Origin of the sequence: Pseudomonas sp. CCI4.2 (assembly GCF_034350045.1) — a bacterium.
Taxonomy (GTDB): Bacteria; Pseudomonadota; Gammaproteobacteria; order Pseudomonadales; family Pseudomonadaceae; genus Aquipseudomonas.
Genome location: NZ_CP133781.1, coordinates 4,251,399 through 4,264,519, shown reverse-complemented (window position 1 = coordinate 4,264,519; position 13,121 = coordinate 4,251,399). Strand labels below are relative to the sequence as shown.

General features: G+C 56.3%; 10 protein-coding genes and 1 pseudogene. 9 read left to right on the top strand and 2 right to left on the bottom strand.

All coding sequences use genetic code 11. The features are described 5' to 3' along the window. Positions 1-67 precede the first annotated feature (67 nt). The 3 genes from RHM65_RS19310 (at position 68) to RHM65_RS19300 (ending at position 3,367) form a co-directional block, all read left to right on the top strand. On the top strand, positions 68-1,060 hold the full coding sequence (locus RHM65_RS19310) for an IS5 family transposase (RefSeq protein WP_322165339.1): 993 nt from the start codon (positions 68-70) through the stop codon (positions 1,058-1,060). Between the two features lie 10 nt (positions 1,061-1,070). Continuing rightward, positions 1,071-2,678 carry an autotransporter outer membrane beta-barrel domain-containing protein gene (locus RHM65_RS19305; protein WP_322183917.1) on the top strand — a complete coding sequence of 536 codons (1,608 nt, stop codon included), beginning with the start codon at positions 1,071-1,073 and terminating at the stop codon, positions 2,676-2,678. A 122-nt stretch (positions 2,679-2,800) separates the two neighbouring features. Beyond that, complete coding sequence (locus RHM65_RS19300; RefSeq protein ID WP_322170147.1) at positions 2,801-3,367, top strand: TetR/AcrR family transcriptional regulator; 567 nt, start codon at positions 2,801-2,803, stop codon at positions 3,365-3,367. Here the strand turns inward: RHM65_RS19300 and RHM65_RS19295 are convergent. Next, a pseudogene (locus RHM65_RS19295) lies at positions 3,368-4,205 on the bottom strand (MFS transporter). A gap of 295 nt (positions 4,206-4,500) precedes the next feature. Between RHM65_RS19295 and RHM65_RS19290 the strand changes: the two are divergent. Both RHM65_RS19290 and RHM65_RS19285 read left to right on the top strand, forming a co-directional pair. Next, on the top strand, positions 4,501-4,899 hold the full coding sequence (locus RHM65_RS19290) for a hypothetical protein (protein WP_322170149.1): 399 nt from the start codon (positions 4,501-4,503) through the stop codon (positions 4,897-4,899). A gap of 125 nt (positions 4,900-5,024) precedes the next feature. Next, complete coding sequence (locus RHM65_RS19285; protein WP_322170150.1) at positions 5,025-6,647, top strand: methyl-accepting chemotaxis protein; 1,623 nt, start codon at positions 5,025-5,027, stop codon at positions 6,645-6,647. Between the two features lie 15 nt (positions 6,648-6,662). Here RHM65_RS19285 and RHM65_RS19280 read toward each other — a convergent pair whose 3' ends face one another. Beyond that, on the bottom strand, positions 6,663-7,268 hold the full coding sequence (locus RHM65_RS19280) for an FMN-dependent NADH-azoreductase (RefSeq protein ID WP_416194798.1): 606 nt from the start codon (positions 7,266-7,268) through the stop codon (positions 6,663-6,665). Positions 7,269-7,569: 301 nt separating this feature from the next. Here RHM65_RS19280 and RHM65_RS19275 point away from each other — a divergent pair, with 301 nt between their 5' ends. From RHM65_RS19275 to RHM65_RS19260, 4 genes are all read left to right on the top strand, one after another. After that, complete coding sequence (locus tag RHM65_RS19275) at positions 7,570-8,928, top strand: carbohydrate porin (protein WP_416194775.1); 1,359 nt, start codon at positions 7,570-7,572, stop codon at positions 8,926-8,928. Positions 8,929-9,522: 594 nt separating this feature from the next. Next, on the top strand, positions 9,523-11,064 hold the full coding sequence (locus RHM65_RS19270; protein ID WP_322170154.1) for a sugar ABC transporter ATP-binding protein: 1,542 nt from the start codon (positions 9,523-9,525) through the stop codon (positions 11,062-11,064). Between the two features lie 70 nt (positions 11,065-11,134). Further along, positions 11,135-12,127, top strand: a complete 993-nt coding sequence (locus RHM65_RS19265) for an ABC transporter permease subunit (protein ID WP_322170934.1) — start codon at positions 11,135-11,137, stop codon at positions 12,125-12,127. A gap of 45 nt (positions 12,128-12,172) precedes the next feature. Continuing rightward, positions 12,173-13,114, top strand: a complete 942-nt coding sequence (locus tag RHM65_RS19260) for an ABC transporter substrate-binding protein (RefSeq protein WP_322170157.1) — start codon at positions 12,173-12,175, stop codon at positions 13,112-13,114. Positions 13,115-13,121 lie beyond the last annotated feature (7 nt).

Sequence of the window (13,121 nt, the reverse complement as noted above, 5' to 3'; positions counted from 1 at the left end):
AACTCTGAAAAAGGTTTTCAAATCTGGTGAAATGTCCCCCATCACATGAGCCGAGCGGTTGCCCCCCATGAAGCAAATTTCTTTCGCCGATGCCGAGTACGCCGGTAAACGTAAGCGAACCCGCCGTGAGATTTTCCTGAGCGAGATGGACAAGGTCGTCCCCTGGAAGGGGTTGATCGCTTTGATCGAGCCGCATTATCCAAAAGGCGAAGGGGGCCGCCCGGCGTATCCCTTGATGGCCATGTTGCGTGTGCACCTGATGCAGAACTGGTTCGGCTATAGCGATCCAGCAATGGAAGAGTCTCTTTATGAGACCACGATTCTGCGCCAGTTCGCGGGGTTGAATCTGGAACGCATTCCCGACGAAACCACGATTCTCAACTTCCGTCGCCTGCTGGAGAAAAACCATCTTGCCGGGGGAATCCTGGAGGTCATTAATGGCTACCTGGGAGACCGAGGTTTGATGCTTCGTCAGGGCACAATTGTTGATGCCACGATCATTCATGCGCCGACGTCGACCAAGAATAAAGAGGGTAAACGCGACCCCGAAATGCATCAGACCAAGAAAGGTAATCAATATTTTTTCGGGATGAAAGCGCACATCGGAGTAGACGCTGATACGGGTCTGACGCACAGCGTGGTGGGCACGGCAGCCAATGTCGCGGACGTCACTCAAGTCGATCAGTTGCTGCACGGCGAAGAGACCCATCTCTGTGGCGACGCGGGCTACACCGGCGTAGAAAAGCGGCTTGAACATGAGGGGCGCGAGATGATCTGGTCGATCTCCGCCAGGCCCAGCAGCCGCCGCAAACATGGAGAAAAAAGCGTCATTGGCCGTGCGTTGCGCAAGATTGAATACGCCAAATCGCAAACTCGGGCCAAGGTTGAGCACCCGTTTCGGGTGATCAAGCGCCAGTTTGGTTACACCAAGGTGCGGTTTCGCGGGTTGGTAAAGAACACGGCGCAGTTGGTGACACTGTTTGCACTGTCGAATCTGTGGATGGCGCGCCGACATTTGATGGAGCCTATAGGACAGGTGCGTCCGCAGTATGGAAATTAAGGGTTAATAAGTGCTTAAAACCGGCTTATTCATCAATAAAAGCCGATATTTTCGAAATTTCAGTGAAGTACTTTCTTTCGGAGCGCTTGACGCCCGATTTGCCAGAAAAAGAAGGTCTTATTTCAGACCTTCCTTAGGCGACGACAGCTCTGCCAGCGACAAGTTAATCGTCTCCCAAGGTGCAATCAGTGGAAATACCCAAGTAGGGATTTCTAACCTCGGCGGTCAAGGTGCCTTGACCCTTCAAAACGGTATCGAGGTCGTGCAGGCACAAAACGGTGCAACCAGCAGCGCCGATGCGTTTGCACTGAAGAGCTCGGTGTCAGCCGGTGCTTATCAATATTATTTGTTTAAAGGCGGCGTTACTGCGGGCTCCGAGAACAACTGGTACTTGCGCTCTTCTGTTATCGCAATCGCCCCTCGGGCTGCGCCGCCAGCCGCGCCGCCGGTGATTATCCGGCCGCCATCTGCACCGCCCGTAGCACCCGCAGCGCCTATCGTTGCGGCGGACGAGCCGCCAGTAGAACCACCGACTGCCGCACCCGTGGCGCCCGCTGATCCGCCATCGACAGTTCCTGCTGACTCCCCAGCCGACGCTTCACCGACACCGGCAGCCACCACGCCAGCGCTGCCTGCTGCCGTTGCGGGGGCGGCGCCGATTCCGCTGTTCAGGTTGGAAGTCCCGGTCTACTCGGTGGTTGTCCCGGCCGCGCAAACCCTGATGCTCAACGCCCTGGGTACATTTCACGATCGTCAGGGTGATCAAGGCCTGCTGACCGAAACCGGTCTCGCGTCTGCAGGATGGGGGCGCTTCTATAACAACGACTTCAAGAAAAGCTGGTCTGGAACCGTATCACCCAGTCTTGATGGCTCGCTGGAGGGCTTCCAGATCGGGAATGACCTTTTCTCATCCGAAATAAGTGAAGGACGCTATCAACGCTTTGGTTTTTTTGTGGGGCAAACCCACCTCCGCGGCAGCGTAAAAGGATTTGCCGAAGGCTTTCAGGGGCGCCAAGCGGGTCAGACCAAGCTCGATGGCGATAATGTCGGGCTTTATTGGACCCTGTCGGACCGATCAGGCTGGTATGTGGACGCGGTGGCCATCGCCACTCGTTTAGACGGAAACAGTCAATCGGACAGAGGGGTGAAGCTAGAGACCCAAGGCCACGGGCTGACGCTTTCTCTGGAAGGTGGCTACCCGGTTGCGCTGTCCGATCACTGGAGTGTTGAGCCGCAAGCGCAGTTGATCAGTCAGCACATTAGCCTCGACGATCAAAACGACGGAATTTCCGAGGTTTCATTTGATTCCCAGAACTACACCACCGGGCGTTTGGGCGCGCGTTTGAATGGGCGCTATCGGGTCAGCAATACGCCGGTCGAACCTTATCTGCGTGCCAACGTATGGCGGACATTTGGCGGCTCGGACACGGTGACCTACGACGACGTGGACCGGATAAAAACTCAGCATAAAGCCTCGTCCGCCGATGTCGGCATGGGAGTTGTGGCGCAGCTATCGCCGACGGTCGCGGTTTACCTCGGGGCTGACTACGACGCCAACCTGGACAGCAACGACCTGAAAGGCATCAGTGGCAACGTTGGGATTCGTATGAGCTGGTGAAGGGTTTGCCAACGACTCTCGGCAGGATAATTTTTACGGCGGCACTGTTCTACCTTTCACTAGATAGGTAGAATGCCGAGCAACGTATTCTTATCAGGTCTTTGTCAGTAGGGAGTTTCTTAATGACAACCTCAAGTACCAAAGAAACCATCCTGGGCATTGCCCGCGCCAGGGTGCAAGCCCTCGGCTATAACGCGCTGAGCTTTCGCGAGATCGCCAAGGAAGTCGGAATCAAAAGCGCCAGCATTCACCATCACTTCCCCACCAAGGGCGATTTGGGGGCTGCGCTCGCACGGCGGTATACGGAGGACGGGGTCAAATACCTGACAGGTTTGTCTGAGCAGTCCCAAGATCCGCGCTTCTTGATAAACGGCTACACCGCTATTTTTCGCTCGGCACTGGTCAACGACAATCGCATGTGCTTGTGCGGGATAATGGCCGCCGAGTATCAGGACCTGCCCCTTGAAGTCCGAACCGAAGTGGATGCGTTCACTGAAGCGAACGTTAACTGGCTGGTAACCGTGCTGTCCCTGCAACAGGGTGATGCCCCGTTAAAAACGTTGCAGCAAAAGGCACTGGCTATCTATTCGGCCGTTGAAGGCGCTCAACTGGTGTCGCGAGGCCGCAATGACATCGCGGCGTTCGACGAGACAGTCGACGTTTACCGAGCGGCGGGGCTGTTGCCCTAGTCATCGGGCGACCCCGGAAGCGCTCAGGTCGACAGTACTGGACCGATCTGACTGGCGAAGGGTTTCCGGCATCGCCCACCACAATAAAACAAACGCGACGCTGGCTATTGCGGCCAGCGTCAGAAACGCCGCGCTGTAGCCCGCCTGTTGAACCACAAGCCCAGCGAGGCTGTTACTCAGCGCTGCGCCGAAACCGAACACCGTAGACAGCGCGCCGAGGCTTACATTGAATCGGCCAGTGCCGTGGGTCAGGTCCTTCACCACCAACGGAAACAGCGCACCAAATAACCCGGCACCAACCCCGTCCAGCATTTGGATGGCGACCAGCCAATAGGGGTCATCGGACAGGGTGTAAAGCACTCCACGCAAGGGCAGGATCAAGAATCCGGCGAGCAACAGCGGCTTGCGTCCCCATTGATCGGCCTTGGTCCCGACAATCCAGGCGGCAGGCACCATGACCAGTTGCGCGGCGATGGCGGCAATGCCAGGCGCGAACACCGACGCGGCAGCGGCGCTGATCGATTGCGTCAGCGCTACCAGACTGAATGAAGTAATGAACGGCAAACAGCAGACAACTCGTAGTCACCACCAATGCGCCGACGGCAATCACCGCGCGTTTACTGCGCATGCCGTCGATCATCGCACCCGCCGGCGCTTGTGTGATCAACGCAGCAATTCCCGCCACGGTCATGACCACGCCGATGCTGGCCGGGTCCCAGTGATGAACCGCTAGCAGATAAATGGCCAGATAAGGTCCAAGCCCATCGCGGACATCAGCCAGAAAAAAATTGAGCGCGTCCAGTGAAAGGGTATTGCGTCGATCGGATGCTTTGTCCAAAGACAAACTCCCTTGGGCGGCGATGGAAACAGGAGCGCAGTGTGGCTGACAGACGACGGGGAAGTCAGGTTTTCGATTGATCATGGCAGCGGTTAAGCGATCAATTTGAGCTTCGTGCCACTATTCGCAGCGTTTTTGTCGGGGTTGTCCGTTGGGGAGAGATTTTAATTGTAGTTCTGAGTTGTACTATATTGAACGTTTGAACGTATTTCAAAGCTCCGGAATTTTGCAGTTCCTTCGTTATAGGTGCGTGCATTACGCCCGCACCAAACCCATCACTCAAGGATGAGGACGTATGAAATCCATGTTGTTGTCAGGACGGTCCATGTTGGCGTTGTTTGTGACCGTAAGTGCTATTGGCGCTTTGATCAGCTTCGCCTTTGTCGCCTGCTGGATTAAATTTTTACTGGGCACTGAGCCTGTAACGCTTCGTATCGAGAGCGAAGGCGTAGCGCCGGTAGCGTTACGCGTCGAGGACAAAATAGGTGAGTTCGCACGCCTCGAAAGTTTGACCAGCGTTCAGCGCTTGGCGGACGCTAGCCGCCAAACTCGCGTCACCCTTTTTGATGTGAACAACCTACCAAGCAAGTTCAGCGGGAGTGTGCAACCGATTCGTGAAATAGCCCTTCAAACTAACCTGCTTGCGCTAACGGCTGCCATTGACACCGCCAGGGCCAGGGCCATGACCCGCTGAGTGAGTCAGGAGGTCACGCTGGCTTTTGCGCTTGCCGAAATGTTCACACCGTCCATGCCCTCGGTGGCACTATGCAAAACAGCACACCGTCGCCCGACCGTGAACAATAATAAAGGCAGTAGCTCATGACGATTCGAGGTTTAAAGATTGGGACTCGTGCGGGGCTTTTTTTTCTGGTCGTTATTGTATTGATGACGGTTTCCAGCGGCATATCGATGTGGAATATGCGGGAAATGCAGGCGTTAACCGTCGATATCCAGGAAAACTCAATGCCCAGTGTCAGGCAAGCCGGAATTATTGCAACCTCGCTGTTAAGAATGCGCCTGGAAACGTTCAAGCTGATCACCGCCAGCGATTCGGAAAAGAAAGGCTCCGCCATCAGCCTCGGAAAGTATCAAGACATCATGAAGGCCGACATCGGGAACTACGAAAAACTGGTTTCCGGTGAAAGCGAACGCAAGGTTTATCAATTGCTGGTCAACGACGTCGCCCCTTATAACGAGCAACTCAAAACTGTCATCAATGCGGGGGATGCGCTTTCGTTGACCGAAACCCTTAACTATATAAACCTCCACATCGTCCCGCTTTCCAAGGAAATGCAGGCATACGCCGATGAGCTGATCAAGATCAACGAGCAGCAGGCGGCTCAATCGAGCATTAAATCCAAAGCCGCCTACGACAATGGAGTGACCTATGCGTTGCTGCTGTTGGTGTGCTCGATTTTGGCCACCATCGTGCTTGCGATCGTCTTCACAAAAAGTATTTCGGTTCCCTTGATGGCCTTGGTCGGCGCCAGTAAGGAGATGTCCAACAATGATCTGCGTCGAGACATCCGAATCGATGGGAGCGACGAAATTACTGAGTTGCAGACGGCCACTGCGTTGATGCTGGGGAATTTGCGAAACACTGTCAGGCTGATTGGCAGTTCCTCTACGCAATTGGCGAGCGCAGCGCAGCAGATGAATCAAGTGACGCAGGCGTCCAACCAAGGTCTGCAGCGGCAAAGTCTGGAAACTGACCAGGCCGCCACAGCGGTCAATCAGATGACTGCGGCGGTTGAAGAAGTGGCCAGAAACGCCTCGGCAGCATCGGTCTCCACCCAGGATTCGGAGCGTTCTACCAAACGCGGTAGCGAGCGGGTGGCAAAAACCATTACCTCCATTGAAGGCTTGAACGCGACAGTCAACGCCACCAGTCAGCAAGTCGAGAAGCTGGCGCAGTCGGCTCAAAGCATCAGCAAGGTGTTGGAGGTTATTCGGTCAATCGCCGAGCAAACCAATTTGCTGGCGCTGAACGCGGCTATCGAGGCCGCGAGGGCGGGTGATCAGGGCAGGGGCTTCGCGGTCGTCGCTGATGAAGTGCGTGCCTTGGCCCACCGCACCCAGCAATCAACCCTGGAAATAGAACAGATCATCCGGGGCGTTCAGGAAGGCTCGGAGCACGCTGTTTCATCGATGATACTGACCAGCACCGAGGCTGAGAAAACATTGTTGATCGCCCACGAGGCCGGCGCCGCCCTGGTGGAAATCGCCGCCGCCATCGTGAACATCACTGAGCGCAATATGCTGATTGCCACCGCCTCGGAACAGCAAGCTCAAGTGGCCAGGTCCGTGGACCAAAACCTCATCAGTATTCGAGACCTTTCTGTTGAGTCCTCAACCGCGGCCGAGCAAACGTCAACAGCGAGCCATGAACTGTCACGGCTCGCCACTGAGTTGAACGGCCTGGTGATGAAATTTACCGTTTGAGTTGAGCGTCTGGTATCAAATCGTTGAAGCCAGTGCCACGGCTTCTGCTTTGGCGGCGTTCCGGCCCTGGGTATCAACCTCTGGGCCATACAGGGTTTTTTCGACAATGACCGTGTGTTGTTCGTCGATGCCGACCATCTCTGACCAACTGGCCATATATGACACTTGGTGCTCCGTACGGTCCAGTTGTGCGCCGCGTGCCGCGATAACCACCACCTTGCGACCGTTTAGCAAACCATTCAGGCCTCGGTCATCAAATGTGAACAACAGGTCTTTCTGACTGACCACATCGATCAGGTGCTTGAGCCGGTAGGGAATGCCGAAGTTCCACATGGGCACGCTGAATACAATCACGTCCGCACGCTTGAAACGTTCCGCCAGCGCTTCTATTTCCGTCCAGACCTGCCGCTCGGCCGGGGTCCGTTCGCGACCCTCAATGCCAGCGTACTTGGCGCCCAACGCCTCGCCATCAAATTCCGGTAACGCGGTATTCCACACGTCGAGAGTGTCAACTGTGGCCCCCGAGTGCTTACTTTTCCAGGCGTCGATAAATGCATGGGCGATTTCAATCGACGCTGAACGTTGCTTGCGTGGCGAACTTTCAACATGCAGTAAATGCAGCATGGGTGGATTCCTCGATGGTGGGTTATTCGAGCTTAGAGGGCAGCGGCAGCGAAAAGGTGCTGATTGCACTGGGTGTTTTAGCGGTAAAAACGCCTGATCAGACGGCATGTTTGATAACAGCGGATACGACGTTAGTACAAACAAGAAATATTCTTATTTGAAATATTTGGACTTGTCTATACCATGGCGCGTGTCGGCGCTGCCCCGTTTCAATAAATCGGTAACGCAACCCCATGGAAAACAACGACTGCAAAGACCTTTCTGTCGTCGTTGTGTCATAGAGAACAGGAAAAAACAGATGCCTCGTTTGACTCCCCGCCACCTGCGCTTGACGCAGGTTCTTGGCTTGCTAATGTCGGTCTGCGCCGCCTTCAGTTGGGCCGTCAGCGCTCAAGCGCAGGATGCTTTCTCAGCGGATTCACAGTGGATGACCGGCGACTGGGGCGGACTGCGCACCGAATGGCTGGAAAAGGGCATCGACGTTCAGATGGGCTACACCGGCGAATCGGCCTCAAACCTGCGCGGCGGTTACGACAAGCATCACACTACACGCTATGCCGACCAGTTCACCTTGGGCGCGGCCATCGACTTGCAAAAGTTGATGGGTTGGGATGACACGCAGTTCATGGTTCAGCTCACCAATCGCAATGGCGACAACCTGAACACCGACAACCTCAATGACCCCCGCGCCAGCAGTTTTTCTGCCACCCAAGAAGTGCAGGGGACCGGCAGCGTTACCCGCCTTAGCGAATTGTGGCTGAGCAAAGGCTTTTTCGATGGCGCATTGAATATCAAAGCCGGTCGTTTTGCGTTCAGTGATGATTTTGGGGTTGAAGACTGCCTGTTCCAGAACCTGGCGTTCTGTGGTTCGCAGCCCGGCAACTATGTCGACAGCATCTACAACAATCCAATCAGCCAATGGGCCGCACGGATCAAATACAGACTGACTGATTCGGTCTACGCCCAAGTCGGCGTGTTCGACGTCAATCCGTCTAACCTCGAAAACGACAGCGGCTTCAAACTCAATGGCGCGGGTACCACCGGTGCACTGATTCCCGTCGAACTGGTGTGGGCGCCCACGCTTAACAGCCTGCCGGGCGAATACCACGTTGGTTATTACTACAGCTCCGCCAACGCCAGCGATGTTTATAAAGACGCCAACAACCAACCGGCCGCTTTATCGGGTGAAGACTATCGCAGCGATAGCAGTCGCCATGGCTGGTGGTTGACCGGCAAGCAACAACTCACCACGGTGAACGGCGACGCTTCACGCGGTTTGACCCTCTCGGCCAACGCCAGCTTCTACGACCGCGCCACCACCCCGATCGACAGCTATCAGAAGGTCACGCTGGTGTACAAAGGGCCGTTTGACGCGCGTCCGACCGACACGCTGGGCCTGGGCATCGCTCGCCTGTATGCCAGTAACTTGTACCTGCGCAACGCCAAAACCGCCAACGATGTTAGCGGCCTTAGTTATGCCGACGCGGACTACGTGCCAGAGCAACACACGGAGTACAACGTCGAACTCAACTACGGCGTACAAGTCACCCAGTGGCTAAACGTCCGGCCCAACCTGCAATACATCGCCCACCCAGGCGGCGTACGCGAAGTGCAAAACGGCGTAGTGGCGGGCTTGCAGGTTCAGTCCACCTTCTGATGGGCACAAGCCACCCCAAACCTGTAGGAGACAACTTGTTGGCGAGAGGCCTGACGCGCGGTATCAGATCCAACGCTTCGCCAATAAGTTGGCTCCAGCGGTTTTCTGTGGGGCGGAATTCATGCATGCCCTGAGGTGGTCCATCAACGCGTTGTAGCAGCAAACCAAGGTGTAGGCGCTGCCGAAGGCTGCGAGGTCAGTACGGCTCTGGGGTTTCATTGATACGGTTGTAGCAAGCAGCCACAACTCCTGTGGGAGTAGGCTTGCCTGCGAAGAGGCCGATAATCGCGCCGCTGATATCGACTTGAAACCTGGGTCGCTTGCAATGACGCTTTCGTTGGCAAGCCACACAGAGACATCAGCAGACACGGAATAGTAGGCACTGAACATCTGATCGCAGCCTTCGGCAGCTCCTACAAAAATCTATGCATCACAAAAATCTGTGGGGCGGAATTCATGCAAGCACCACGCAAGTGCTTGCGCAAGCGCTTGCGTAACTGGATTTATCGACTAGAGTCGTTCTCAAACAGGTCGCAACAGGTTGTAAAACCTATGCAGGCCCACGTACAAAAATAAAAAATTTGAGGGCGCGTCATGAGTCTCTCTTTACCTTTACCCCTGCTCGAAATGCGCGGCATCTCCAAGACCTTTAACGGCCTGCGGGTGCTGAAAAGCGTGGATCTGAAAGTCTACCCCGGCGAAGTTCACGCATTAATGGGCGAGAACGGCGCGGGCAAGTCCACGTTGATGAAAATCCTGTCCGGCGCCTATCAGGCTGACGCAGGCGGCGAGATTCGAATCGATGGCCAACCGGTTGCCACCTATAACCCACGTACGGCCAAAGCCCATGGCATTGCGGTCATTTACCAAGAGTTGAGCCTCTGTCCGAACCTGAGCGTGGCCGAGAATATCTACCTCGGGCGCGAGTTGCGTTCCGGCTTGACGGTCAACCGCAAGGCGATGCAAGCCGGCTGTGTCGAAGTGCTGAATCGACTCGGCGCTGACTTCACGCCGCTGACCAAAGTCAGCACGCTGTCGATTGCCGAGCGGCAATTGGTGGAAATCGCCCGCGCGCTGCACGCCGATGCAAAAATCCTGGTGATGGATGAACCCACCACGCCGCTGTCTTCCCGTGAGACCGACCGTTTATTTGCGCTGATCAAGCAATTGCGCAGTCAAGGGCTGGCAATCATCTACATCAGCCACCGTATGGCTGAAATCTACGAGTTATCTGACCGGGTTTCAGTGCTTCGCGATGGCGAACACGTCGGCATGCTGGAGCGCGAAGCCCTGTCAGCTGAGGTGTTGGTGAAAATGATGGTGGGGCGCGACCTGTCTGGTTTCTATAAAAAGGAACATGCGCCGTACGATCCCGGCGCGGTGGTCATGCGTGTGCGGGACATGGCCGATGGCGCACGGGTACGCGGTTGCAGTTTTGACGTGCACGCTGGCGAAGTACTGGGCATCGCCGGTTTGGTGGGCGCGGGCCGAACTGAATTGGCCCGCTTGATTTTCGCCGCCAACCCACGCACTTCCGGCACGCTAGAGGTCGCAGGCCAAGCCATCACTCAGCTGCGTGACCCCGCCGATGCGATTCGCGCCGGAGTGGTGTACCTCACCGAGGACCGAAAAGCCCAAGGGTTGTTTCTCGACATGAGCGTTCGCGACAACATCAACGTCTGTGCATGTGTGCCCGATGCCCATTACGGTGTGCTTGACCTTGGCCATGGCGCCCAACGCGCCAGCGCTGCCATTCGCTCGCTGTCGATCCGGGTCGGCTCGGGCAAAGTCAACGTCGGCGCCTTGTCCGGGGGGAATCAGCAGAAGGTCTTGCTGGCACGCTTGCTCGAAGTCAAACCCCATGTGCTGATCCTGGATGAACCCACCCGTGGCGTGGACATTGGCTCGAAATCGGAAATCTATCGGATCATCAACGAGCTGGCCAAAGCCGGGGTCGGGATCGTACTGATTTCCAGTGAGTTGCCGGAAATCATCGGCACGTCCGATCGGGTCTTGATCATGCGCGAGGGCCAATTGGTGGCTGAGTTGGGTGGCACTTCCGGGCAGGACATCACCCAGGAAACCATCATCGATTTGGCCACTGGCGCGGCGCAAGTCGCGGTCCACGCAGCCTGACCACTACAACAAAAATAAAGCCGCCGAAGGTGGAACCGTCATGAATCAAAACACCGAAAAAACCAACGCCATGGGCGTGCCTGTGAACGAAAACCGTGGCGCAGTCTCCGTTAGCACGGGCGAGAAAATTCGAGGCTTGCTGCGTACGGTAGGCATGCTGCCGGTGCTGATCCTGCTGCTGGTGGGTTTCGCGCTGATGAGCGAAAACTTCTTTACCGTGCAGAACCTGTCGATCATCAGCCAACAGGCGTCGGTCAATGTGGTGCTGGCCGCCGGGATGACCTTTGTGATCCTTACCGCCGGGATTGACCTGTCAGTCGGGGCGATTCTGGCGGCCTCGGCAGTGGTCGCGATGCTGGTCTCGACGTCCCCTCAATTTGGCATGTTGGGCATCGTCGCGGGGATCGGCTTCGGGTTGCTATTGGGGTTGGTGAACGGAGGGCTGATTGCGTTCATGCGGCTGCCGCCGTTTATCGTGACCCTCGGCGCCCTGACCGCGATGCGCGGTTTGGCGCGGTTGATGGCTGACGATAAAACCGTGTTCAACCCGGACTTGCCGTTCGCCTTTATTGGTAACGATTCGGTATTGGGGGTGCCGTGGTTGGTGATCATTGCGCTGTGTGTGGTGGTGCTGTCGTGGTTCATTTTGCGGCGCACGGTCATGGGCGTGCACATTTACTCCGTGGGCGGCAACCCGGAAGCGGCGCGCTTGTCAGGGATTAAAGTCTGGAAAGTGCTGTTGTTTGTGTATGCGGTGTCCGGGGCGTTGGCCGGGCTGGGGGCGGTGATGACTGCCTCGCGGTTGTCGGCGGCCAACGGGTTACAGCTGGGTCAATCCTATGAGCTCGATGCGATTGCGGCGGTGATTCTCGGCGGCACCAGCTTTACCGGCGGTGTCGGTACCATTGGTGGCACGCTGATCGGCGCCTTGATTATCGCGGTATTGACCAATGGACTGGTGCTGATGGGCGTGTCCGACATCTGGCAATACATCATCAAAGGCATCGTTATCATCGGCGCAGTGGCACTCGACCGTTATCGCCAGTCCGGCGCGCGAACCTGATTTTTACACCTCTAGCGTTATCACAATAATCACAAGAGATAAGCCATGAACTTCAAACTCACGTTTCCTGCCGTTGCTTCCTTATTGCTGGCCGCGACCTTGTCCGCAGGCGTCCAGGCCCGGGATTTGAATGCGGTTGGCATCACCGTTGGCTCGTTGGGTAATCCTTATTTTGTCGCGCTGGTCGAGGGTGCCAAGGCCAAGGCCATGGAGATCAACCCCAAAGCCAAAGTCACAGCAGTGTCGGCGGATTACGACCTCAGCAAACAGTTCACCCAAATTGATAACTTCATTTCGGCGGGGGTTGATCTGATCCTGTTGAACGCAACGGATCCGGCGGCCATCGAGCCCGCCATCCGCAAAGCCCGTAAGGCCGGAATCGTGGTCGTCGCCGTAGACGTAGACGCCAAGGGCGTTGATGCCACGGTGCAGACCGATAACGATTTGGCCGGTCGTCTGGCGTGCCAGTACATCGTCGACAAACTGTCCGGCAAGGGCAACGTGATCATCCAGAATGGGCCGCAAGTGACTGCGGTCACCGACCGAGTACATGGCTGTAAAACCGTGTTCGCTGCAGCGCCGGGGATCAAGGTCTTGTCTGACGATCAAGACGGCAAAGGCTCGCGGGAAGGTGGGTTGAATGCCATGCAGGGTTATCTGGTGCGCTTCCCTAAAATCGATGGGCTGTTCACCATCAATGACCCACAGGCCATCGGCAGCGACCTGGCCGCCAAACAGCTGAAACGCAGCGGCATCATCATCACCTCGGTGGATGGCGCACCGGATATCGAAGGGGCACTGAAGTCCAGCGATTCGTCGATCCAGGCCTCCGCCAGCCAGGATCCGTGGGCCCAGGCCCAGGACGCGGTGACCATCGGTTACGACCTGCTCAACGGCAAGCCACCGGCGGACAAGATCAAACTGCTAGCGCCGACCCTGATTACCCGGGACAACATTGCCTCGTATACCGGTTGGTCCAAGCACTAACAGCTGG

Bases quoted from the DNA above. Each gene is read 5' to 3' on its own strand.
- RHM65_RS19310 (WP_322165339.1), top strand. From the start codon at position 68: ATGAAGCAAATTTCTTTCGCCGATGCCGAGTACGCCGGTAAACGTAAG.
- RHM65_RS19300 (WP_322170147.1), top strand. From the start codon at position 2,801: ATGACAACCTCAAGTACCAAAGAAACCATCCTGGGCATTGCCCGCGCC.
- RHM65_RS19290 (WP_322170149.1), top strand. From the start codon at position 4,501: ATGAAATCCATGTTGTTGTCAGGACGGTCCATGTTGGCGTTGTTTGTG.
- RHM65_RS19285 (WP_322170150.1), top strand. From the start codon at position 5,025: ATGACGATTCGAGGTTTAAAGATTGGGACTCGTGCGGGGCTTTTTTTT.
- RHM65_RS19275 (WP_416194775.1), top strand. From the start codon at position 7,570: ATGCCTCGTTTGACTCCCCGCCACCTGCGCTTGACGCAGGTTCTTGGC.
- RHM65_RS19270 (WP_322170154.1), top strand. From the start codon at position 9,523: ATGAGTCTCTCTTTACCTTTACCCCTGCTCGAAATGCGCGGCATCTCC.
- RHM65_RS19265 (WP_322170934.1), top strand. From the start codon at position 11,135: ATGGGCGTGCCTGTGAACGAAAACCGTGGCGCAGTCTCCGTTAGCACG.
- RHM65_RS19260 (WP_322170157.1), top strand. From the start codon at position 12,173: ATGAACTTCAAACTCACGTTTCCTGCCGTTGCTTCCTTATTGCTGGCC.